This window comes from Halomonas sp. ISL-56 (assembly GCF_018612805.1).
Lineage (GTDB): Bacteria > Pseudomonadota > Gammaproteobacteria > Pseudomonadales > Halomonadaceae > Vreelandella.
Window position 1 is genome coordinate 37,909 of the sequence record NZ_JAGGRO010000029.1, and the last position, 21,552, is coordinate 59,460.

General features: G+C 55.2%; 20 protein-coding genes. 9 read left to right on the forward strand and 11 right to left on the reverse strand.

Translation table 11 applies throughout. From position 1 onward, the window contains the following. From J7J49_RS20790 to J7J49_RS20805, 4 genes are all read right to left on the reverse strand, one after another. Entirely contained in the window at positions 1–702 is a 702-nt protein-coding gene (locus J7J49_RS20790; RefSeq protein ID WP_064234728.1) for an ABC transporter permease, read from the reverse strand. Between the two features lie 15 nt (positions 703–717). Next, positions 718–1,488 (reverse strand): ABC transporter ATP-binding protein, encoded by a 771-nt coding sequence (locus tag J7J49_RS20795; protein WP_064234727.1) that lies wholly within the window; start codon positions 1,486–1,488, stop codon positions 718–720. A gap of 219 nt (positions 1,489–1,707) precedes the next feature. Beyond that, positions 1,708–2,685, reverse strand: coding sequence for a succinylglutamate desuccinylase (locus tag J7J49_RS20800; protein WP_215095379.1), 978 nt, complete (start codon positions 2,683–2,685; stop codon positions 1,708–1,710). Positions 2,686–2,918: 233 nt separating this feature from the next. Beyond that, positions 2,919–3,359, reverse strand: a complete 441-nt coding sequence (locus tag J7J49_RS20805) for a hemerythrin domain-containing protein (protein WP_064234725.1) — start codon at positions 3,357–3,359, stop codon at positions 2,919–2,921. Between the two features lie 212 nt (positions 3,360–3,571). Between J7J49_RS20805 and wrbA the strand changes: the two genes are divergently transcribed. After that, complete coding sequence (gene wrbA / locus J7J49_RS20810) at positions 3,572–4,171, forward strand: NAD(P)H:quinone oxidoreductase (protein ID WP_215095381.1); 600 nt, start codon at positions 3,572–3,574, stop codon at positions 4,169–4,171. Between the two features lie 95 nt (positions 4,172–4,266). Here the strand turns inward: wrbA and J7J49_RS20815 are convergent, their stop codons facing one another. Continuing rightward, positions 4,267–5,340, reverse strand: a complete 1,074-nt coding sequence (locus J7J49_RS20815; protein WP_215095383.1) for a tartrate dehydrogenase — start codon at positions 5,338–5,340, stop codon at positions 4,267–4,269. Positions 5,341–5,482: 142 nt separating this feature from the next. On the opposite strand from J7J49_RS20815, the gene J7J49_RS20820 reads away from it, so the two are divergent. After that, the gene (locus tag J7J49_RS20820) at positions 5,483–6,421 is read left to right on the forward strand and encodes a LysR family transcriptional regulator (protein ID WP_215095385.1); all 939 of its coding nucleotides are present in this window, start codon (positions 5,483–5,485) and stop codon (positions 6,419–6,421) included. A gap of 4 nt (positions 6,422–6,425) precedes the next feature. Here J7J49_RS20820 and J7J49_RS20825 read toward each other — a convergent pair whose 3' ends face one another. Then, the gene (locus J7J49_RS20825; protein WP_215095387.1) at positions 6,426–6,962 is read right to left on the reverse strand and encodes a lipocalin family protein; all 537 of its coding nucleotides are present in this window, start codon (positions 6,960–6,962) and stop codon (positions 6,426–6,428) included. Positions 6,963–7,149: 187 nt separating this feature from the next. Here J7J49_RS20825 and J7J49_RS20830 point away from each other — a divergent pair, with 187 nt between their 5' ends. Both J7J49_RS20830 and J7J49_RS20835 read left to right on the forward strand, forming a co-directional pair. Continuing rightward, complete coding sequence (locus J7J49_RS20830) at positions 7,150–7,578, forward strand: secondary thiamine-phosphate synthase enzyme YjbQ (protein ID WP_064234720.1); 429 nt, start codon at positions 7,150–7,152, stop codon at positions 7,576–7,578. A gap of 114 nt (positions 7,579–7,692) precedes the next feature. Next, positions 7,693–9,939 carry a glycosyltransferase gene (locus J7J49_RS20835; protein WP_215095389.1) on the forward strand — a complete coding sequence of 749 codons (2,247 nt, stop codon included), beginning with the start codon at positions 7,693–7,695 and terminating at the stop codon, positions 9,937–9,939. Here the strand turns inward: J7J49_RS20835 and J7J49_RS20840 are convergent. The 3 genes from J7J49_RS20840 to J7J49_RS20850 all read right to left on the reverse strand — a co-directional run bounded on the left by J7J49_RS20840 (position 9,921) and on the right by J7J49_RS20850 (position 12,902). Beyond that, complete coding sequence (locus tag J7J49_RS20840) at positions 9,921–10,625, reverse strand: TVP38/TMEM64 family protein (protein WP_215095391.1); 705 nt, start codon at positions 10,623–10,625, stop codon at positions 9,921–9,923. The genes J7J49_RS20835 and J7J49_RS20840 overlap by 19 nt on opposite strands. A gap of 130 nt (positions 10,626–10,755) precedes the next feature. Then, entirely contained in the window at positions 10,756–11,694 is a 939-nt protein-coding gene (locus J7J49_RS20845) for an ABC transporter substrate-binding protein (RefSeq protein ID WP_215095393.1), read from the reverse strand. Positions 11,695–11,723: 29 nt separating this feature from the next. Next, a complete protein-coding gene (locus J7J49_RS20850; protein WP_215095395.1) occupies positions 11,724–12,902 on the reverse strand; it encodes a TauD/TfdA family dioxygenase in 1,179 nt (392 codons plus the stop codon). Positions 12,903–13,040: 138 nt separating this feature from the next. Between J7J49_RS20850 and J7J49_RS20855 the strand changes: the two genes are divergently transcribed. From J7J49_RS20855 to J7J49_RS20870, 4 genes are all read left to right on the forward strand, one after another. Next, positions 13,041–13,907, forward strand: a complete 867-nt coding sequence (locus tag J7J49_RS20855; RefSeq protein WP_215095397.1) for a LysR substrate-binding domain-containing protein — start codon at positions 13,041–13,043, stop codon at positions 13,905–13,907. A 101-nt stretch (positions 13,908–14,008) separates the two neighbouring features. Continuing rightward, on the forward strand, positions 14,009–15,457 hold the full coding sequence (locus J7J49_RS20860; protein ID WP_215095399.1) for an alanine/glycine:cation symporter family protein: 1,449 nt from the start codon (positions 14,009–14,011) through the stop codon (positions 15,455–15,457). A gap of 198 nt (positions 15,458–15,655) precedes the next feature. After that, on the forward strand, positions 15,656–16,264 hold the full coding sequence (locus J7J49_RS20865; RefSeq protein ID WP_215095401.1) for an FMN-dependent NADH-azoreductase: 609 nt from the start codon (positions 15,656–15,658) through the stop codon (positions 16,262–16,264). Between the two features lie 47 nt (positions 16,265–16,311). Beyond that, positions 16,312–16,611, forward strand: a complete 300-nt coding sequence (locus tag J7J49_RS20870) for an MGMT family protein (protein ID WP_022522712.1) — start codon at positions 16,312–16,314, stop codon at positions 16,609–16,611. Positions 16,612–16,679: 68 nt separating this feature from the next. On the opposite strand, the gene J7J49_RS20875 is transcribed toward J7J49_RS20870, so the two are convergent. Together J7J49_RS20875 and J7J49_RS20880 are read right to left on the reverse strand one after the other, a co-directional pair. After that, positions 16,680–18,248: a bifunctional GNAT family N-acetyltransferase/carbon-nitrogen hydrolase family protein gene (locus tag J7J49_RS20875; RefSeq protein ID WP_064234712.1), complete on the reverse strand. Its 1,569-nt coding sequence runs from the start codon at positions 18,246–18,248 to the stop codon at positions 16,680–16,682. 42 nt (positions 18,249–18,290) lie between these two features. Further along, positions 18,291–19,205, reverse strand: coding sequence for a DMT family transporter (locus J7J49_RS20880; protein ID WP_064234711.1), 915 nt, complete (start codon positions 19,203–19,205; stop codon positions 18,291–18,293). A gap of 181 nt (positions 19,206–19,386) precedes the next feature. Between J7J49_RS20880 and J7J49_RS20885 the strand changes: the two genes are divergently transcribed. Further along, entirely contained in the window at positions 19,387–21,408 is a 2,022-nt protein-coding gene (locus J7J49_RS20885; protein WP_215095403.1) for an NADPH-dependent 2,4-dienoyl-CoA reductase, read from the forward strand. The last annotated feature ends 144 nt before the right edge of the window (positions 21,409–21,552 follow it).

Here is a 21,552-nt window from a genome sequence, read left to right on the forward strand (position 1 = left end):
TCACTGACCTCCAAAGCCGATGTCGTAGTGTTTCTGCAGGCGCGCGAAAATCCATTCAGACACGCTGGCGATGAGTAGGTACGCTACGGCGACGGGGATCAAAAAGGTAAAGGGCTCATGGGTCGCTCGGGAGGCTTCTGCGGCCACCCGTACCATATCGGTTAATCCGATGACTGAAACCAGTGCGGTGGTTTTGAGCAGTACCATCCAGTTATTAGATAACCCCGGCAGCGCATGGCGCATCATTTGCGGAAAGCGGATGCGTCGAAATACGAGGCCATTGCTCATTCCGTAGGCTTTGCCCGCTTCAATCTGGCCGTTATCCACCGCCATAAAGGCGCCCCTGAAGGTCTCGCCCATATAGGCGCCGAAGATAAAACCAATGGTCAGTACGCCTGCAGCGAAGGCATTAAAGTTAATGTAAATATCGATGTCGTAGCTGTAATAGAGCATGTCGCTGATGGCGTTAACACCAATCTGGCCGCCAAAAAACAGTAGCATCATCAAGACGAGATCCGGCACGCCGCGAATCAGCGTGGTGTAAACCGTCGCCGTGCGTCTTAAAAACCAGTTGCGCGACATTTTCGCACTGGCGGTCAGTAGCCCTAAAATAATCGCTAAAATCAGCGATAGCACCGCTAATTGGATGGTGACGCCTGCCCCCTCGATCAGCCGGGGACCATAACCTTGCAAATCAATCATGGTGAGCCTCGCGGATCAGTATTTAGGTGCCAGGAATTGCTGCAGGCGCGGTGATTGCGGGTTATTGAGCACTTGGTCGGGAGGGCCTGCCTCTTCCACCAAGCCTTGGTGAAGGTAAATCACTTGGCTGGAGACATCCCGGGCAAACCCCATCTCGTGGGTGACCACGACCATGGTGCGGCCCTCTTCGGCGAGGCCGTGCATGACTTTTAATACATCACCGACCAATTCCGGATCAAGGGCTGAGGTGGGTTCGTCAAACAGCATCACTTCAGGATCCATTGCCAGCGCGCGAGCAATTGCACCGCGCTGCTGCTGGCCACCGGACATCTGGGCAGGGTAGGCGTTTGCGCGGGCCGTTAAGCCGACGCGATCAAGCAGGGCGTGGGCATGTTCCAAGGCTTCTTTTTTAGGTTTTTTCAGCACATGAATTGGCGCTTCGATGATGTTTTCCAGCAGCGTCATATGCGCCCACAAGTTGAAGCTCTGGAACACCATGGAGAGCTTGGCGCGCATTTGTACTACCTGCTTCCAATCTTCGGGCTCACGACCGTGTCGAGTGGTTTTAAAGCGAATGGGTTCGCCATGGACAATGAGGTCGCCATCGTCGGGTTGTTCAAGCAAGTTCATGCAGCGCAAAAAAGTACTTTTACCCGATCCAGAGGCACCAATCAGGGTAATCACATCGCCCTTTTGGGCTTGCAGTGAGAGACCTTTCAGAACTTCCGTATCGCCAAAGCGTTTTTTAATATTACGCACTTCAAGGGGAGTAGGCGTAGCGGCCATATCATTGGCTCCAGTACAGAGTTGCCGCAGCAACGGGTTATCAAGAACATGCTTTGATGCGGCTGGCGCGAAAAAAGGGGCGATTCTATCAGGCTGGGCGCATTATGCGCGCTTTCCTTATAACATTATGCACTCGACGTTGGTCGTATCGACGCCAAGGGGCCTGTTATCGCCTTACCATTGTTATTATCTTAGCGAGAGCTTTGCCTGACTGGGGCTCTAAGCGATAGGCGCCACCAGTAGCGCGGCGCGGGCGCCCACTTCAACCTGGGCATTGGGAAACACCACGTAGAGTGGCATATCGCCGACCCGAAACTCTCCTGTCTTAGCGTCTAGTGCCAGCAGGGTGCCTGGCTCAAAGCGGCTGAAGTTAGCCGTATCGTCGGCAAAACAGAGCTGGAAGTCATCGGAGTGACGTATTAACTCGTGATGAACCTGAAAAAACTGCATTTGCGTGGCTGGCTGACTGGGCGGGGCGCGTCCTTCACTAAGGGCCGAGAGCAGCGCACGCATCGGTTTTAGCGATGCCATATCGTTTTGACCGAAAGGGGCGACGCGGCCCAGCTCAAAGGTAAATGCCTGGGCGGCGTGATAGTGCTTGCTGTAGTGGGAGAACGTCCAGCTGTGCTGATGTTGGTGCAGCACCGCCTGCATACCCGCTGCCGCTAGCCAGCCCCACTGCTCGGCGTCTGTGGGGACGTCGGCATAGGGTTCTACAACGAAGCGGGTGTAACGGCTATCACGAATGGCGGTATGTAGGTCGTAATGCAGTTTGGGGAGCTCGGCATGGCGGGCATAAAAACCATCTACGGCGGCCATTAATTCTCTGGCGCGATTTGGCTCCTCGCCCTTCACGGTTAGCTCGCGATTAAATAGCCGGTTTAAATTGGTGGCAAGAAAACGCTGCTGTGCTTTAAGCGCAGGTAAATTGCCTAAAATCACCAGGACAGGCGCGCCAAGTTTTAGGCTGCCAGCTTCTAAGCCGCTTAACCATTCACCTAACAATTCAACGGGCGCAGTTTCATTGCCGTGGATGGCCGCTGAAAAAATGCACGCGCGGGCGTATTGGCTTTGTGTGTTGGGAATGAGTTCCAAGATACCAGGTGCCCGCAAATGGTAAGCACCGCTTGCGAAGACGCCTTGGCTGGCGGCGGGAAGCTGCCCATCAAGCGACCAGTCGAGCCATTGGCCTAGCATTGTCGCTCCTTAGCATCTGTTAACCAGTGTCATTGTCAGTATTAGAGAAGGCTAGATTTACCACGCTGAGCGTGTGTCACAAGCCTGTAGGTCGTTCGCGTGTAAAAGCCTAGCGTATTCGTGAAAAAGCGTATTCATGAAACAAGAGGCATCCGAAAGTGGCCCTACTAAGTCGCTAGCATCAAAAAAGCGCCCATGGGATGCATGAGCGCTTCTTCAATTGGCTTATCAGGTTACGCTGAGCGTTGGCGCTGCATCTCTTCCTGATACTCACCGGCCAGCGATGTTTTCTGCTTATCTTTCAGGCCGCGGCCAGCCAGTTGGAAAACCTCTTGCTCCTCCTCATCTAGGTGATGGGTGACTAAATCCTGGAGCTGTTTGGCGTGGGTCAGCCAGTGAGTCGCGCTGTAGTCAGTTTCATCGAGCAATTCTAATAGCTCATCAATTTCATGATGTTCAGCAACGCTATGGCGGGCTTTTTCCTGGGTCAGGTCAATCGACATCATGGGGATATAGAGCGCCCGCTCTTCTGCAGCAGCGTGATAGTGCAACTCGGCACGCACTTGCTGATAAAGGTTATCGCGCTCGTCGCTGTCTCCATGTGTCTCAACTAAGCGAGCGAGCAGGTCGCGCTGAATATCGTGATCCTTGCGCAGGGCTTCAAAAATCGTCATTCCAGACTCCTTGGATACGTTTGAGATAGGCAAGTCAAAAGCTAGTGGTGGATGGCGTAAAGTGCAAGGTGGCGTTCGTCGATGAAATCGACGCCCACGGACGAAAACATTCGCTTTTTTCTATGCTTGGGTGAGCTATGTTGTGGTTATTGTTTATCGGGCGACGCCCACTACACGACTAATGAGTGTAGGAATAAGCGAAGGAGATAGTAATGACGAAAGTGCTGGTACTTTATTATTCAATGTATGGTCATATCGATACGCTGGCCCAGGCTGTGGCCGAAGGCGCAAAAGGCGTCAGTGGTGTCGACGTCACCGTTAAGCGCGTGCCGGAAACAATGCCTGCCGAGGCGTTTAAAAACGCGGGTGGCAAGCAGGACTACGATACGCCAGAAGCCACACCCCAAGAGCTTGCCGATTACGATGCGATCATCTTCGGTACGCCCACTCGCTTTGGTAATATGGCTGGTCAAATGCGTACCTTCCTGGATCAGACCGGCGGTCTGTGGGCGAACGGCGCTCTGCGTGGCAAAGTAGCCAGCGTATTTACCTCTACCGGTACTGGCGGTGGCGATGAAATGACTATTACTTCTACCTGGACGACGTTAGCCCACCACGGCATGATCATTGTCCCGATTGGTTATGGTATCGAAGAACAATTTGATATTTCTAAAGTAAGTGGCGGCACACCCTATGGTGCAGCGACCCTCGCTGGTGGCGATGGCTCTCGCCAACCTGACGAACGTGAACTGAAAATTGCCCGTTTCCAGGGTGAGCTAGTGGCTAAAACGGCGGCTAAGTTGGCCAGTTAATTGTTGGTTTAAGCTAGCTAGTTCTATAGTGTTTAACTCGTTATCTAAAAAGCCTCGTTGGAGAAGTCCAGCGAGGCTTTTTTAGTGGCTGATGGCTACTCTGCCAGCTTGTCGGCAATCGCCTTGCCTAGGCTTTCTGTGGTGCCTTGCCCTCCCACATCTCGGGTAAGTACATTGGCGTTACCCTCACTTAGCACCGCCTCAATGGCCGTGACCATTGCATCACCGGCCTCTTTATAGCCGAGGTGTTCAAGCATCATGGCACCCGACCAAATCTGGCCAATAGGGTTGGCAATGCCTTTACCGGCGATATCTGGCGCGCTGCCGTGTACCGGCTCAAACAGGCTGGGGAAGATGCCCTCCGGGTTGATGTTAGCCGAAGGGGCAATGCCAATGGTGCCGGTGCAGGCGGGGCCTAAGTCCGAGAGGATATCGCCAAATAGATTGCTGCCGACAACGACGTCGAACCAATCCGGATGGAGAACGAAGTTGGCGGTGAGAATATCGATATGGAATTTATCCACCGCGATCTCCGGGTAGCCTTTGGCCATCTCGACCACCCGCTCATCCCAATACGGCATAGTGATGGAGATGCCGTTGGACTTGGTCGCGGAGGTAAGCTTCTTGCGCGGGCGGGTCTGGGCCAGCTCAAACGCATACTTCAATACGCGGTCAACGCCGGTGCGGGTCATCACCGTGTCTTGAATAACTACTTCACGGTCGGTGCCTTCAAACATTTTGCCGCCAACGCTGGAGTACTCGCCTTCGGTGTTTTCTCGCACCACGTAAAAATCGATATCGCCGGGCTCGCGACCTGCCAGCGGACTTTTGATCCCCGGCATGAGTCTGCAGGGGCGCAGGTTGATGTACTGATCAAAGCGGCGGCGGAATTGCAGCAGTGAGCCCCACAAGGAAATATGGTCGGGCACTTTATCGGGCCAGCCCACCGCGCCGTAAAACAGTGCATCGAAGCCTTTTAACTGCTCGAACCAGTCATCCGGCAGCATTTTGCCGTGCTCCAGGTAGTAGTCGCAGCTACCAAACTCAAAGGTGGTGAACTCAAGGTCAATGTTAAAGCGCTTGGCAGTGGCTTCCAGGGCGCGAATGCCTTCGGGCATCACTTCGGTGCCGATGCCGTCACCGGCGATAATGGCGATGCGGTGGGTCATAGTGGTTCCTTATCTTGTTAGTTGCTTGGCATGCTTGTGAATCGTGAATCGTGAATAGAGTGTAGCGGCTATTTTGGAGGAGATAATCAGGCTATTATTCAAGTTATTGTTGCGTGAAAGTGCAGAATGACGGAGAGGCGATATGGCGCACCTGGATGATTTGGCGTTTTTTCAGCACTTAGCCCGAGCGGGGAGCTTAACCGCTACCGCCCGTGAGCTGGGGCTGTCGCTCTCCGCGGTAAGCAAACGGCTGAAGCAGTTGGAGGCGCGCCTGGGGGTAGAACTGGCGGCTCGCACCACACGGCGGCTGACGCTAACCGCTGAAGGCGAACGCTACTTGGCGCGTGGCACGCTGATTTTAGATGAGCTGGATGAGCTGGAAAATTCACTGGGAGAGGGGGCCGATCAGGCGCTGAGTGGACGGCTGCGTGTCAACGCCACCTTTGGTTTTGGCCGTCGCCACATCGCACCGTTGCTGTCGCGCTTTTGTGCCGAACACCCCGAGGTGGAAGGGTGGTTAGAGCTGACTAATTTTCCGCTTAACCTTAGCGATCACGGTTTCGATATAGGTATTCGTATTGGCGAACCACCGGAGTCGCGCTTGGTGGCTCGGCGTATTTTGGCCAATCGGCGGGTACTCTGCGCGTCGCCTGCCTATATTGCCCAAGCGTTGCCCATTCACACACCGGCAGATTTACAGCAGCATGAATGTTTAGTGATTCGCGAGAACGACAGCGATTTTCCGCTATGGCGCTTTGAGCCTAGCGAGCAGCCGACCAAGTTAGTATCTGGAAAGATGCAGTCGGTCAAAGTTAGCGGTCGGCTGGCGAGTAACGATGGCGAAGTGATTACCCGCTTGGCCCTGGACGGGCACGGCGTGATGCTACGCTCCTGGTGGGATGTCAATGAACACCTTGCCAGCGGCGCATTGGTTGAACTGCTGCCGGGTTGGCAGGGGGTACGGTCAGATTTTTACGCGGTGTTTGAGCAGCGCCGCCATGTGCCCGCCAGGCTGCGCGCCTTTATTGACTATGTTCAGTGCGAGATCGCGAGGCGAGTGTCAGCAATGCCCGAGAGGTAATGGGCTATTGGGTGGGGCACTCTTCGCCCTGGGTAACATCAATCAACTCATCGGTGGGGAAGTCCAGCTCGGCTGCCCGCTCGCGCAGGCGGGTTTCGGTCGCGCTATCCATCTCCGGCGTGCGCGAAAGTATCCACAGGTAGTCGCGGTTAGGGCCAGCCACAAGCGCCCACTGGTAATCTTCATCCAGCTCAAGGACGTTATAGCCGCCATAGAAGGGGCCGAAAAAGCTCACTTTCAAGCGCCCAACGCTTTCGTCATCAATAAAGTAGGCGCGGCCTTCGGCTTCATCCCACGCTTGCTCTTCCAAGTTGTAGCCTCGGTTGATTACCCGCACGCCGTCGTCATCACGTAGGCTGTAAGTGGCGGTGACGCAATCTAGGCCGCGCTCAAAAGAGTGATCCAAACGGGCAATTTCGAACCACTGGCCGAGGTAGCGGTCTAGCTCGAAGCCCGAGACTGGCTGCGTGCCATCGGGTATCCCGGTGCAGCCAGTGAGTAAGGCCATGCTGACGACGCTGCTGCCTAGCAGTACTTTCATTAACGCGCTCCTTAGTGGTGAACTATATGCCATGAACTATATGTGATGAACTAGATGCCATGAACTATATGCGATGAACTATGGCCAATCGACTATGGTTAGTGCTATCTGTTGTTATTTTGCCACACAAGAGGGGGATGCTGGTGACGCCGCGTTTCCGTTTACATAACAAATATATGAGGTGCTTATGTGGTGCCAGCAAGAGATTCATTTGCCCGAGATGGCGCGTGGTTTTCATTTGATTACCAATGATGTCGCCCGGGCACTGCCGTGTTTAAGCGATTGTCATATGGGCATGTTGCACTTACAACTGATGCATACCTCCGCATCAATAACGCTGAACGAAAACACCGACCCTGATGTGCGCCACGATTTAGATGCTTTTCTGCGCAGGCTGGTGCCTGAAGAGTTAGCCTATTTCCGCCATACCTTGGAGGGCCCTGACGATATGCCAGCCCATGTGGTTGCTAGCTTGCTGGGCACTCAGCTCACCTTAGCAGTGCGCGATGGGCGCCTGGCCTTAGGAACCTGGCAGGGATTATGGTTGGGTGAACACCGCAATCAAGCCGGGCCGCGACGGTTACTGGCCACACTAAATGGGAGCGATGCCCGCTAACCTGAGACGCCAACTCTATGCGGCGTTGCTGTATAGTAAAGGCGTTTTTTAGACTTAGGCCGCCAGTGTGGCGGTTATATATCCTCGTTTTTATTCTTGAAAAAGCGCTTTTAAATGCCACGACGCTCCTTTCTTCGTTTTTCCCGCCAGCGCTGGTTGCGGCTGTTCTTCTATCTTAATCTCGCCCTGGTGGTGGGGCTGATTGCCCACCAAGTATGGCTGTACGTGGCAGAGCCTAAGTTTGAGTCGGTGCACACCCTTGAAGTGGCTAATATTCGTGAGGTACTGACGGGGCGAAGCGACTACCGCTTTGCGGTAGTGGGCAATATCAATAACTCGGTGAGCGTGTTTCAAGAAGAGATTGTGCCGCTGATTAACCAGGGTGGCATCGACTTTCTGATTTCGGCGGGGAATGCCGTGAATGGGGGACAACAGGAGAGCTATCAGGCGATTTACCGAAGTCTGGAGAAGCTCAATGTTCCTTACTTACTCACCTACGGCGACAACGAAGATAGCGACTTTGGCAGCTACTTGTTTTATGAGTACTTTGGCCCGCACTTTTACTCCTTTGTAGCGGGCAACAGTCACTTTATCTTTCTCGACGGTACCGGTAAGTCATCCACCTCTTGGCAGCTTGATTGGTTATCCCGGGAGCTAGCGGCCTCTGAGGCACAGCATAAGTTTTTGTTTGTGGGTCTGCCGCTGCACAATGTGGTGAGCGACGCGCCGCTGTTTGAGGCGGACAATTATCTCAATGATCCGCGTCTGGCGGATGGTATTATGGCGCTTGCGGAAGAGTATGGTGTCGATACGGTGTTCTCCGCCAACCTAACCCTCTTCTCCCAACAGACGGTTAACGGTGTGGATTACGTTACCACCGGCGGTGCGGGCGGTATTCTGATCGATGCCGATAGCAGCTTTCATCACTACGTCATCGTCGATGTAGCAAGCGACAATGTCGCCATTGCCCCGGTGCGTTTGAACGTGGATAGCCCCGGCTGGTGGCGTATGGTCACCAGCGTCTGGTCGACACTTTATGCATTTTTCTATGTCAGCTACACGCGGTTTTTGCTGATTGTAGGCGTACTCACGCTACTCACCCTGCGTTTGCATCGGCTGATTTTTGAAGATCGTGATTACTACCCCGATTTTGATATTGATCCAACGCCTTTCCTGGGTAAATCACTGCGCGTAGCGATGGTCTCCAATAACTACTTCCCATTTGTTTCCGGGGTGTCTGTGTCGGTGGATCGCTTGCGTAATGGCTTACGCGCCTTAGGTCACTCCCTTCAACTGTTCGTGCCGCGCTATCGAGAAGCATGGCAGGACGATAGCTCAATAAAGCGCATTCCGACGCTGATGGCGTTTGGGCAGAAGGGCGAGTTCCGGTTAACTAACCCGTTTAGCGCGCGTTTTCGCCGCTGCCTGCGGGCCTTCAAACCTGATCTTATTCATGTTCACCACCCCTTCTGGCTTGGTTCCATGGGGCTGTTTATGGGCCGTCGGCTTAAGGTGCCGGTGATCTACACCTACCACACCCGCTTGGAGCACTATGCTCATTTTGTGCCATTGCCCGGTGCGCTGTTTCGTAATCTGATCTCGCATTACTTGATCAAACGCTTTTCTAACCGCTGCCAGGGGGTGATTGTGCCGACCTATTCGGCAGAAGAGTATCTGCGCATGATCGGGGTAAAGACGCCTACGCTGGTACAGCCAACGGGCATTGATGTTGAGCGTTTCTCTCAAGTTGATGAGAGTGAACTTGACGCGTTGCGTGAGCAATTAGGTGTTAGCGCTTCACGCAAAATATTGATCAGCGTTTCGCGGATTAGCAAAGAGAAAAATATTGGCTTTATGTTGGAGTCCCTCGCCGAGCTTCGCTCTCAGGGGCACGAGGATTTTCATTTGCTGTTGATTGGAGACGGGCCTGATCGCGAGGCGATTCAAACCCAAATCGACACCTTGAAGCTAACCTCGCAGGCAACCCTGGTAGGCGCAGTGTCCCCTGAGCGAATGGCGCTTTATTACCATCTGGGCGATCTGTTTGTGTTTGCCTCTACCTCGGAAACCCAGGGTATGGTAATTCTTGAAGCGATGTCGGCGGGTCTGCCCGTGGTGGCGGTGCGTTCCAGCGGTATCGATGACGTGGTACGCCAGGGAGTCAACGGCTTCAAAACACCGCAAAATCGTCAGGCGTGGGGGCAAAAAGTGGTAGAGTTAAAAGATAGCGCAGCGCTGCGCCAACAGCTGGGCAAGCAGGCCAGCCACTTTGCCGAGGAGTTCGATATTGCCAATTTTGCCTCAGCGGTGGCTAACTTCTACGCCGAAGTGCTGGCCAAATATCACTCTCCTTCGCGATGAGACGGTTTTTTGGAGGCTTGGCGCCGGTTGGCATAACGTTTAAGGCCTATTAACAGGCCAACCCCAGCAGCGAGTCCGACAGCCGCTAGAACGATTTCCTTGGCCGACGCGGCGGTGAACAGGGCACCTAGCTGGCTACCGAGTAGAATCACCGCCGCCAGCCCCGGCACAATGCCCAGAGTGGAGCCGATCATATAGTCGCGAAATTTAAGGTGGAAAGCGCCCGCCAGCATATTGGTGAGTGTGAACGGGGCGAGCGGCAGCAGGTTGATCACCGTCATGGTTCGAATGCCGCGCTTGGATAGATAGCCAGATAAACCGCGTAGATGTTGGCCGCCATAACGCATTAGCGCCTCACGGCCTAACCAGTGCCCCACCCAGTAAGAGACCACCGACGAAGACAGCGTTCCCAGCGTGGCGTAGACGAGCCCCCACACTGGGCCAAACAATAAGCCTGTCACGACCACGAGAAGGCTAAGGGGAAACATCACCAGCAGGGCGCTGGTGTAAACGCCCATCACCGCGGCAAACATCCAGGGCGCGTTACGCCACTGGCGAATGTAACCAATCAATTCGCTAAGGCGTGCTTGGGTGAGTAGATCGTAGCGTTGCAGCAAATGCCACATGATACCTAGCAGCACAACGACGACCAGCAGGCCAACGCCCTTTATTAATGTCCGCGACATGCTCACCCACCCCACCGGCCAAAAAGTCCACAGCATACGCTAGCGACCCGATGGGATGAAGGCGCTTTTTACGCAGGCGATCGTCCTAAGCGACAGTTATTGAGCGAGTCTTAAATTGTTGAGTTGGTCTTTAATTGTTGAGCTGCGCTTCAATGACCGGCCATGCTGGGTCGCCGTCGGTAGTCGTGACGTCAGCCAGCATTGCTTCGATACGCTCTGGGTGCTCAGTTATCCACTGCTCAGCCACCTCCGCTAGGTCTTGCTCTTCCTGGCCAAAGGCTTGAATCATCCAGCTCTGTTCTTCGGCGGAGAAGGTGAACTGCTCAAAGAAGGTCACCACATTGGGGTTGGCTTCCGCATAGTCGCTGCGCAGCAGCGTCAGCACATCGCTTTCGCCGTTGTTGTCACCGAACAGATTTTCAGGGTCTTCCAGGTAGCGCATTGGCAGTTCAAGGTTCATCCAGTGGGGCGTCCAGCCTACCCAGACAATCGGTTCCTCGCGGGAAATGGCATCACGTGCAGCGGAAAGCATGCCTACTTCACTGGTATCGACGATCTGCCAGTCGCCTAGGCCCCAAGTGTCGTTATCAATGGCGTTGTGGAGAATCTCACTGGCGGCGGAGCCTGCACCAAAGCCATAGATCTCGCCGTCGAACTGTTCACGATTTTCGTCTAAATCAGCAAAACTCTGAATACCGCTCTCGTACAGATACGCCGGCACCGCCAGGGTCATTTGTGCGCCATCCACGTTATTGGCGACATCGATGAGTACACCTGACTCTTTACGGGGATTAAACATTTCTCGTTGAGCCGGCAGCCAAGCTCCCAGGAACGCATCGATATCGCCGCTTTCAATGCCTTGGTAAATCACCTGCAGGCCGATTTCCTGGGTGCTGGTCTCGTAGCCCAGTGGGTTTAATAACTGCTCGGCGATGGCGGTCTTGACGGTAATGCCGGGCCAGGCGGGGACACCGAAGTCCAGGGTTTGGTCGTCCGCCTGCGCCGCTGAGGCGAATAGCGCGGTGGTGGCGAGGGCAATGCCTGAGGCGAGAGGTTTGAGGTGTGTCATAGGATCTCCTTGCTTGGTTTTATAATCGACTAGCTGCGGGCTAGCACGCGAAGGCGTGAGGCCAGCATGTCGCGGTCTAAATAGGTGCCCTGTAAATGGCGTGCGCCGCTGTTGGGATCGAACTCGCGGCGTCCATGCAGTACTCGGCGATTATCAAATGCCACCATCTGGCCGGGGAGAAGAGTGAACTCCAGTTGGTGTGCTTCGCTGTGAAACAGTTTCCACAGTAAGGCGTAGGCGCTGTACCAGGCCTCCAACTGCTCTACCGGCAGGTGCAGGGCATCGCGAATCCAGTTGTTTAAGCGCATTTCGACCAAGTTGCCCGCGCTATCCAGGGTGATCACAGGTGCCCGCATAGAAATATCGTGGGTTTCATCCTGAAAGCGAAAATCGATAGGTGTCTTGCTGAGAATCGCCAGCGCTGCAGGGTCTTGCTGGCGCAGGGCTTCGACCACTCGCGCACCATCGGCAAACAGCGACTCGCCGCCGCTGGCGCCGTTTTGCAGGCAGTAGAGCAACTGGATATCCGGCGGCTGCCGCCAGTTGGGTAGATCGATATGCAGTGGTAATCCCACGGCGGTATAGGCCGCGTTATTGGGGTTGGGTTTGGAGCGCACATCAAAACGGGCGCCAAAATTGGTGGCGCGCAGGGGGCCAATACGTTCAGCTAAGCGGCTCACTTCTTCTTCTATCAAGGGGCCATCGGTGATCAGCGCCAAGCCGTCACGCAGCATTGCGGTGAGCCAGGCTTTTTCGCCCTGCTGGGTAAGAAAATCACTATGGCGGATGCGCTCCGGGGCGAAATTATCTACCCAGGGCTGGGTGTTGGGCTCGGTATTCATCTGCTTAGCTTCGGGACGGCGCTGGTAAAGCCAGCCACTATGAAAGGCACTGGCATGGCCATCCTGCCATTTCAGGTGTAAGTGCCCATCCTGTAGCGCCACGCTGGGAGGTTCAGTGATGGCCTCAAGGGGCAGGTAGAGCCGTTCGCGCGTCTGCGGGTGACGGCAGGCCGGGCAGGCGCAGTGGTCGCGCAGCCAGATCAGGGGCAGGGTGGTTTGTTGGCCATCTTGCCAGTTCAGCGCCACGCCCTTTTGAGTCAGCATCGCTTGAGTGAGTATCGGGCCCGCTTGATAAGGACTTAATTCGCCCATCTCTGGGGCGTGGGAATGAGGTGTCGTGAGTGTGGTCTGTGCTGCGCTATTCATTAAAACTCCGATTCGCTCCCACAACGGCATTACATAAGGGGGGTGCGTAGATGGTGTCTAGGATGCGGGGTAGCAACGGCAGTGACAAACGATTAATCTGACCCCTAAGGTGTCATTTTACTTATAGGTCTCTTTTTCATGAGTCAATTACCGCCATTGCTATGGTTACAAGCCTTTGAATCTGCGGCGCGCACGTTGAGTTTTACCGCCGCGGGAAATGAGCTGGGCGTCACTCAGGCAGCGATTAGCCAGCGCGTTCGCTTGCTGGAAGACCGTGTGGGGCAGAAGCTGTTTGTGCGTCATGCGCGCAGCTTAACGCTCACTCCCGCTGGGCAGGCGTGGCTACCGAGCATTCACGATGCCTTTGTGCGCATTAGCGAAGGTACCTTGGAAGTCTTTGGCAGCACAGCTGAGCAGCCGGTAACGCTGCGAGCCACACCTGCGATTCAGCAGTCGTGGCTGGCGCCGCGTTTAATAGCTTTCCACCGTGCTTACACGCCGGTGGCGATTCGTGTGGTAAGCGCTATTTGGCCCGATGACTTTGGCCCTGAAGGGGCGGATATCGAGATTCGCTATGGCAAAGGAGAGTGGACGGGCGTTGAAATGCAGCCGCTAGGCGAGGAGCAACTGCTGCCGGTTTGCTCGCAAGCCTTGGCACAGACGCTAACTGCGCCAAGTGATTTGGCGGGGCATACGCTGCTTCACGCAGTCGGGTTTGGCGTAGGGTGGCCGGGGTGGCTACAAGAAGCGGGGGTTGCCCATTTGGAGGCACAGTGCTGGTCGCTGACTTGCGACAACCAGGTGATGACGCTAGCCCTGGTTAGCCAAAGTGGGGGGATCGCGCTAACCCACCGCCGCTTAATGGAACAGCGTACGGATTTGGTGGCGCCTTTTGAGCTCAGTGTACCCAGCGATGAACGCTTCTGGCTGGTGCGCCCTAGCCGACGCCATGTTAGCGACGAAGCCGCCTTGGTGTGGGAGTGGCTGTGCGCTTCAATAGGGTAAGTGGTTATTGCTGTCTTAACGTCTTTTTGCCAATTTTCTTGCCATTTTGGTGCAACCGTGAAGAATGATGCGCCTTCATTGTTTAAAAAGGTGTGTTTTTCATGGACTTTACTCTTCCTCCGTTGCTCACCTCGCTGGTGGATCGCGGTAATGGCTTGCTCTGGGGCAGCGTGCTGATTTACCTGCTGATTGGTGCCGGTCTCTATTTCACGGTGATGACCCGCGGTATTCAGCTGCGCTATTTCGGCCATATGTTTAAGTTGCTGGGCAGCTCTCGCCAATCAAATGGTGGTATCTCTTCGTTTCAAGCGCTCTCCACCAGTTTGGCAGCACGAGTCGGTACGGGTAACTTGGCGGGGGTCGCGGTCGCTATCTCTTTGGGTGGCCCTGGGGCCATTTTCTGGATGTGGATGACCGCCATGGTGGGGATGGCCACCAGCTTTGTAGAGTCAACCTTGGCTCAGGCGTATAAAACCGACCACGGTGATAACACCTTCCGTGGTGGCCCCGCACGTTATATTGAGCGTGGCCTGGGGTTGCGCTGGCTGGCTGTGCTGTTTTCCATCTGTTTGATTATTGCCTTTGGGTTGGCGTTTAACAGCGTTCAGGCCAACTCTATCGCCCAGGCCATGGAGCAGGCGTTTGCCGTTCCCACCTGGGCCATGGGGTTAGTTTTGATGGTCGTAGTGGCACCGATCATCTTTGGCGGTTTAAAGTCGATTGCCAAGGTAGCTGAGCTTGTTGTGCCGCTTATGGCGCTGCTTTACCTGATCCTGGCATTGGTGGTAGTGGGTCTAAATATCAGCGACTTGCCCGCCGCCATAATGACCATTGTGCGCAGTGCGTTTGGTTTCGAGCAGGCTGCCGGTGGCGCGGTGGGCTACGCGGTTTCCCAGGCGATTATGAACGGCATTCAGCGCGGGCTATTTTCCAATGAAGCAGGCATGGGCTCGGCACCCAATGCGGCAGCCACGGCCTCTACGCGGCCAGATCATCCTGCTGCCCAGGGTTTTATTCAGATGCTTGGAGTCTTTCTGGATACGCTGGTGATCTGCACGGCCACGGCGGCCATCATCATTATGGCTGGGCCGGAGCTGATGGCGGGTGAGGAGAACAACGGGATTCAGTTGACTCAAATGGCCCTCTCCAGCCATGTGGGCGATTGGGGCGGCATGTTTATCGCGGTAGCGATTCTGCTGTTTGCATTTACCTCGGTGATAGCCAACTATTCCTACGGCGAGTCCAACATTGAGTACCTGGCCGGACGCCGCGCGCCGGTTGCCGTGTTTATTTACCGCCTGGCAGTGTTGGCGATGATTATGGTCGGTTCGGTGGCAAGCCTTGGAGCGATCTGGAACTTTGCTGACCTCTCTATGGGCATGATGGCGATTATTAACCTGGTCGCTATTTTAATGCTCTCGCCGATAGCTTTCTCACTCTTTCGGGACTACGAAGAACAGTTGAAAGCGGGTAAAGAGCCGGTATTCGACCCCAGCCGCTTCCCCAAGCTGGTTGATAAGGTTGATCCAAAGGCCTGGCCCAAGAAGTAATCGAGCTTAAGTAAACGAGCTAGCCATTTAATCCACTGGCTGCGCCCCGCCTCGCATTTTGCGTCGCGGGGCTTGTTGGTTGGCCGTTGTATAATTCGATTTAATCGAATAAAAGTCTGAAAACGTTGCGCTTTTGCTTTTTGGAAAGCGCCGTAGAATAGCTCCCATTCCTTCCCCTTAATGATTTTGGAGCTTTCCATGACGACTCGTGCCCTGGTGATTACCTCATCGATTTTGGCTGAAAACGGCCAATCTAATGCGTTGGCGAATCGCTTTATAGAACAGGCTAACGCCCGTAATGGTATGGAGGTCACCCAGCGTGATGTCGTCAAGAACGCGCTGCCCCACTTGGATATTAGTGAACTAGGTGCTTGGCAAGTGGCGGCCGCAGAGCGTACTGCTGAGCAGCAGGTTTTAGCCGCTCGCTCGGATGGCCTGTTGGCTGAGCTGCATGCTAATGATGTACTGGTGATTGCGGTGCCGATGTATAACCTGGGAATTCCTTCGCAACTGAAGGCGTGGTTTGACCGAGTACTGCGTGCCGGTGAAACCTTCCGCTATACCGAAAATGGCCCTCAAGGCTTGGTGGAAGGCAAGCGGGCGATTATTCTTGCCGCGCGGGGCGGTCAGTACGCAGGCACCGAACTTGATAGCCAAACGCCCCACTTGAAAACCATGCTAGGCTTGATGGGCATTACCGATGTCGACGTGGTTTATGCTGAAGGTCTGAACATGGGTGACCAGCATCGCGCAACTGCCCTTAAAGAAGCCTTCCAAGCGATCGATCAATTGGTTGAGGGGCTTTAAGCACGTTCAGAAGCGCTCTCAAGCTCAATGAATAAAAGGATAATCACATGGCTCGGCCGGAACTGCTCGAACAGATCTACACTATTGTCGATCAAATTCCGCCGGGGCGTGTGACCACCTACGGCCGTATTGCTGCGATGACCGAAGGCGCTACGCCGCGCATGGTCGGTTCAGCGATGCGCCACCTGCCGGATGGCCACCAGTTGCCCTGGCATCGCGTGATTGCCTCCTCTTTGAAGCTTGCCGATCACGGCGGCGCCGAGCGCCAGCACCGCAAACTGCGCGATGAAGGCGTGCTGTTCGATGCCAAAGGACGCGTGCCAGCCCACCTCGTTTGGCCTGATTGAACCTTCTAAGGCAGTTTTAGAAATAACAACGCCGCCCCATTGGGCGGCGTTATCGTATATTTAATAGCTCACTCTTCGAGATTAGCGCCCGATTTCCACGACCAGTCGCGCCAGCGCAGATCAAACAGATCCTTGCGGCGGTCTTTCAGGTTGGTCACCGAGCCTTCGGCACGTACCACCGTCAGGCGAGTAAGATCCAGATCCGAGAAGAAGATCATCTCGGTGTTGGGTGTGGTTTCCGCCAGCACCGCATCGTGGGGGAAGGCGAAGTCAGACGGTGAGAACACCGCCGATTGGGCGTACTGGATATCCAGGTTTTCAATTGAAGGTAGGTTGCCGACGCTGCCGCAGAGCACCACGTAGCACTCGTTTTCAATCGCCCGGGCTTGGCTGCAGTGGCGCACCCGCAGGTAACCGTTTTTGGTGTCGGTCCAGAAGGGCACAAACAGAATATCCATATCCTGGTCGGCCAGCAGGCGGCCAAGCTCCGGGAACTCCACGTCGTAGCAGATCAGGATGCCCACGCGACCTGCATCGGTATCAAACACCTGTAGCTCATCGCCGCCCTCAATCACCCAGTCGCGGCGCTCTTGAGGCGTAATATGCAGCTTGGCCTGGCGCTCAACGCTGCCGTCGCGGTGGAACAGGTAGGCGATGTTGTAGAGGCGGTCATCGTCACCCACTTCAATCATCGAGCCGCCGACAATATTGATGTTGTAGGAGACCGCCATACGCGACAGTTCAGTTTTAAAGCGTTCGGTGAAGCCGGCTAAAAAGCGAATCGCGCCCATTTGATCTTTCTGCGCATCGCGATCCTGAAGACCCATAAGCGGTGCGTAGAACAGCTCTGGGAATACTGCAAAGTCACTCTGGTAGTCGGAAAGCGCGTCTACGAAATATTCGATCTGCTGAAGCGCGGCTTCTACCGATGAAAACTCACGCATCTGCCACTGAACTGCGCCCACCCGCACCTGGGTCGGCTTGTTGTCGAGCACGCTGGCCGCGGGCTCAAACAGAATGTTATTCCACTCAAGCAGGGTGGCGTAACCGCGAGACTGCTCATCTTCGGGCAGGTATTTGCGCAGAAGGCGCTTTACCTGGAAATCATTAGCCTGTTGAAAAGAGAGGATCGGATCGTAGATCTCTTTACGCGAGACTTTATCGATATATTGAGCGGGCGTGAGTTCATCAGCGTGCTGGTGGTACTCAGGAATCCGCCCACCGGCAAGAATCGCCCGCAGGTTCATGGAGCGGCATAGTTCTTTACGCGCTTCGTAAAGGCGGCGGCCAAGGCGGTAGCCCCGGTAATCCGGGTGAATCAGCACATCCAGCCCGTACATGGCATCGCCATCCTCGTCGTTGAGGATGATCTCGCGATGGCCAATCAGGTCATCGTACTTATGCGGGTTGGAGAATTCGTCGTAATCCACCTGCACGGTGAGCGCTACGCCCACCAGAAGGCCATCGTCTTCAATGGCTATTTGGCCGTCGGGGAATTCCTGGATTAATTTGTCGATGGTGCGCTTCGGCCATGCGCCGCCGATATCGTGATAGACGGCGTCCATCAATGCCTTGAGCTGATCGTAGTCATCGCTCATTAGGTTGCGCAGATTAAGATGCAGTTCTTCCAGGGACATATCAGGGCTTCCCAGCGTTAGAAATCGACCGCTATTCTAGCATTATCGGGCGCTGCTCGGTTTATCAGAGGTTAAACTCCGTGTTAACGGGCGTGTCAGCGTTTGCGCCATGATGACCCCTGCCAGAATCAGCAGCCCGCCAGCAAAGTGGAACCCCGCCACTTGTTCACCCAAGAAGGCCATCGCAATCAGTGCGCTAAATAGCGGCATTAAGTTGATGAAAATACTCGATTGGTTGGCGCCGATCTGGCGCACCGCACGCATCCATAAAAAGGTGGTAATGATCGAGGCAGGAATACCTGCGTAGACAATCAGCCCGATATTATGGCCATCGATAGGCGTCATTGGCCCCATCAAATAAGGTGGTAATAAGAACAGCACTGCAAAACAGACTTGGGCGTAAAGCATCACCCAGGGCGGTAAATTCATCGACCAGCGTTTGAGCATTACGCCATAGAGTGCGTAGCAGGTAGCTGCCACTACCATCAGTGCATCACCGAGGGCCACCTGTAACTGCAGCAGCGAGAGAGGGTTGCCACGCCCGAGTAGAACGGTAACCCCCACAAAGGCAAGCACGCCGCCCACGATACCGCCCAGGGTCGGCGGCTCGCGTAGAATCAGCGCGCTAAGCAGTACGGTTAGCAGCGGCACCATGGCGGCGAGAATGCCCATGTTGGTGGCGGTCGTGGTTTCTGCCGCTACATAGGCCAGCCCTTGCCATAGCCCCATGCCGAGTAGCCCCAGCAGCGCTAGTTTAGGCCACTGGCGGCGGATTTCGTCGCGGTAGCGTAACGCTGCGGGCAACACAAAGGGGGTCATCACCGCCAGGGCGAGCAGCCAGCGTAAAAAAGCGATGCTACTGGGCGCGATGGCACCTACGCTAAGCTGGTTAATGGTCATATTGCCTGACCAGATAAGCACGGTGGCGAGCGGTGGCAGAAAATACATCAAGGGCATAGCAACGGTTCCTTATCGTTAGCCGGGTAATGTGACGTGGATTCGCACGCTGGGCAAGAGGGTAGCTCGGCAAATTTGGCAATATTCAGGTAGGTAAAGGTCTGTACGTTGCGGCGAGTATGTCATACGCTTGTTTGAATATGCTTTAACCGTGCAACTAATAATATCAAGGAGACCCGTGATGACCCGTGCGCCCGCCTATCCGCATCTGTTCCGCCCGCTGACTATTGGTCATTTAACGCTGCCCAACCGCATTTTAATGGGCTCAATGCACACCAATTTGGAAGAAGCACCCAATGGCTTTGAACGTTTGGCCGCTTTTTATGCTGAGCGGGCGCGGGAAGGGGTTAGCCTGATCGTCACCGGTGGGATCGCGCCTAATCCAGAGGGTGCGGTGTTCCAGGGAGCCAACGCGCTGGTTGATGAAGCGCAGTTGCCAGAGCACCGAGGAGTCGTTGATGCGGTGCATGCGGAGGGCGGCCACCTGTGTATGCAGATTCTCCACGCCGGGCGTTACGCTTATTCGCCGGACTTGGTCGCTCCTTCGGCCATTCAAGCGCCCATCAACCCCTTTATGCCTCGGGCGCTGAGTAGCGATGAAGTCGAGCAGCAAATTGCCGACTATGTGCGCTGTGCCAAGCTTGCTCAACAGGCGGGTTACGATGGCGTTGAAATCATGGGGTCAGAAGGCTACCTGATCAATCAGTTTATCTGCCAGCGTACCAACCAGCGTGACGATGAGTGGGGCGGGGCGTTCGAGAACCGGATGCGCTTTGCGGTCGAGATTGTGCGTCGAGTTCGCGCGGCGGTGGGGGAGCGTTTTGTGATTATCTTCCGCCTTTCGATGATTGATTTGGTCGAAGACGGCAGCACCTGGGAAGAGGTCGTTACGCTGGGCCAAGTGATCGAAGCCGCCGGGGCGAATGTGATCAACACCGGCATCGGCTGGCACGAAGCGCGGGTGCCCACGATTGTGACCAGCGTGCCCCGCGCCGCCTTTACTGAAGTGACACATCGTATCAAGTCGGCGCTATCGATTCCGCTGATCACCACCAACCGCATCAATATGCCCGAGGTGGCGGAGGGCGTGCTGGCAGCAGGCCACGCCGATATGGTCTCCATGGCGCGACCTTTCCTAGCCGACCCCGCCTGGGTACGCAAAGCCAAGGAGGGGCTGGCAGACGAGATCAACACCTGCATCGCCTGTAACCAGGCCTGCCTGGATCACACCTTCGCTGGGAAGTTAACCTCCTGTTTGGTTAATCCCCGCGCCTGCCACGAAACTGAGTTAGTCGTAGAACCCGCGCAAACGCCCAAGCGGGTGGCCGTGGTGGGCGGCGGTCCAGCGGGGCTGGCAACGGCTGTAACGGCCGCCAGCCGTGGGCACAAGGTGGTGCTATTTGAACGGCGCAGTGAACTGGGCGGGCAGTTTAACTATGCGCGTAAGATTCCCGGTAAAGAGGAGTTTAACGAAACCCTACGCTACTACCGGGTGATGTTGGAGAAGTATGCGGTAGAGGTGCGCTTGAAAACCACCGCCACTGCAGAAGCGCTTGCTGACTTCGATGAGGTGGTCATGGCCACCGGCGTTCACCCCCGGGAGCTAAGCCTGCCCGGTCATGATCATAACAAGGTGCTGAGCTACGCCGAAGCGATTGAATCCCCTGAGCGGGTTGGCCGTAAAGTAGCGGTGATCGGTGCGGGAGGCATTGGCTTTGATGTGTCTGAATTGCTGGCCCACCAAGGACATCCGGCATTGGACATCGCCGATTGGTGCAACGAGTGGGGGGTTGATTTGGCAGTAGGCGAACGGGGCGGCCTAAAAGCGCCGACGCCGCCAGCGGTTCCCCGCGAGATTGTTATGCTCCAGCGTAAAACCTCCAAGCCCGGCAAGTATTTGGGTAAAACCACTGGTTGGGTACATCGGGCATCGCTTAAGCAGCGCGGAGTGAAAACACTTACCGGCTGCGAATATCTCAAAATCGACGACGAAGGGTTGCATATTCGCCGCGAAGGCGTCGAACAAGTACTTGCCGTTGATAGCATTGTCGTCTGCGCCGGGCAGGAGTCGGTACGTGATTTGTTGGCGCCGTTAGAGCGTGCGGGAACGGCGGTACATATTATTGGTGGCGCGGATGAAGCCAGCGAATTGGATGCCAAGCGCGCGATTGAGCAGGGCACTCGATTGGCGGCTGGTCTGTAGGCTGGATAGAGAAAATTTTACAAACGCCCATTCACTAGGTGTGAGGGCAGGTTGAAGCGAGGGTCTTTCGCCATGGCCGGAATAATGCTCCCGACAATGCCGGCATTCCCGCCATCCATGGCGGTCAGATGGCGAAAGTAGCGT

Coding starts and splice junctions, on each gene's coding strand:
- J7J49_RS20850 (WP_215095395.1), bottom strand. CDS start 12,902: ATGAATAGCGCAGCACAGACCACACTCACGACACCTCATTCCCACGCC.
- J7J49_RS20800 (WP_215095379.1), bottom strand. CDS start 2,685: ATGCTAGGCCAATGGCTCGACTGGTCGCTTGATGGGCAGCTTCCCGCC.
- J7J49_RS20880 (WP_064234711.1), bottom strand. CDS start 19,205: ATGCCCTTGATGTATTTTCTGCCACCGCTCGCCACCGTGCTTATCTGG.
- J7J49_RS20830 (WP_064234720.1), top strand. CDS start 7,150: ATGTGGTGCCAGCAAGAGATTCATTTGCCCGAGATGGCGCGTGGTTTT.
- J7J49_RS20840 (WP_215095391.1), bottom strand. CDS start 10,625: ATGTCGCGGACATTAATAAAGGGCGTTGGCCTGCTGGTCGTCGTTGTG.
- J7J49_RS20875 (WP_064234712.1), bottom strand. CDS start 18,248: ATGTCCCTGGAAGAACTGCATCTTAATCTGCGCAACCTAATGAGCGAT.
- wrbA (WP_215095381.1), top strand. CDS start 3,572: ATGACGAAAGTGCTGGTACTTTATTATTCAATGTATGGTCATATCGAT.
- J7J49_RS20870 (WP_022522712.1), top strand. CDS start 16,312: ATGGCTCGGCCGGAACTGCTCGAACAGATCTACACTATTGTCGATCAA.
- J7J49_RS20790 (WP_064234728.1), bottom strand. CDS start 702: ATGATTGATTTGCAAGGTTATGGTCCCCGGCTGATCGAGGGGGCAGGC.
- J7J49_RS20845 (WP_215095393.1), bottom strand. CDS start 11,694: ATGACACACCTCAAACCTCTCGCCTCAGGCATTGCCCTCGCCACCACC.
- J7J49_RS20865 (WP_215095401.1), top strand. CDS start 15,656: ATGACGACTCGTGCCCTGGTGATTACCTCATCGATTTTGGCTGAAAAC.
- J7J49_RS20860 (WP_215095399.1), top strand. CDS start 14,009: ATGGACTTTACTCTTCCTCCGTTGCTCACCTCGCTGGTGGATCGCGGT.
- J7J49_RS20835 (WP_215095389.1), top strand. CDS start 7,693: ATGCCACGACGCTCCTTTCTTCGTTTTTCCCGCCAGCGCTGGTTGCGG.
- J7J49_RS20855 (WP_215095397.1), top strand. CDS start 13,041: ATGAGTCAATTACCGCCATTGCTATGGTTACAAGCCTTTGAATCTGCG.
- J7J49_RS20795 (WP_064234727.1), bottom strand. CDS start 1,488: ATGGCCGCTACGCCTACTCCCCTTGAAGTGCGTAATATTAAAAAACGC.
- J7J49_RS20825 (WP_215095387.1), bottom strand. CDS start 6,962: ATGAAAGTACTGCTAGGCAGCAGCGTCGTCAGCATGGCCTTACTCACT.
- J7J49_RS20820 (WP_215095385.1), top strand. CDS start 5,483: ATGGCGCACCTGGATGATTTGGCGTTTTTTCAGCACTTAGCCCGAGCG.
- J7J49_RS20805 (WP_064234725.1), bottom strand. CDS start 3,359: ATGACGATTTTTGAAGCCCTGCGCAAGGATCACGATATTCAGCGCGAC.
- J7J49_RS20885 (WP_215095403.1), top strand. CDS start 19,387: ATGACCCGTGCGCCCGCCTATCCGCATCTGTTCCGCCCGCTGACTATT.
- J7J49_RS20815 (WP_215095383.1), bottom strand. CDS start 5,340: ATGACCCACCGCATCGCCATTATCGCCGGTGACGGCATCGGCACCGAA.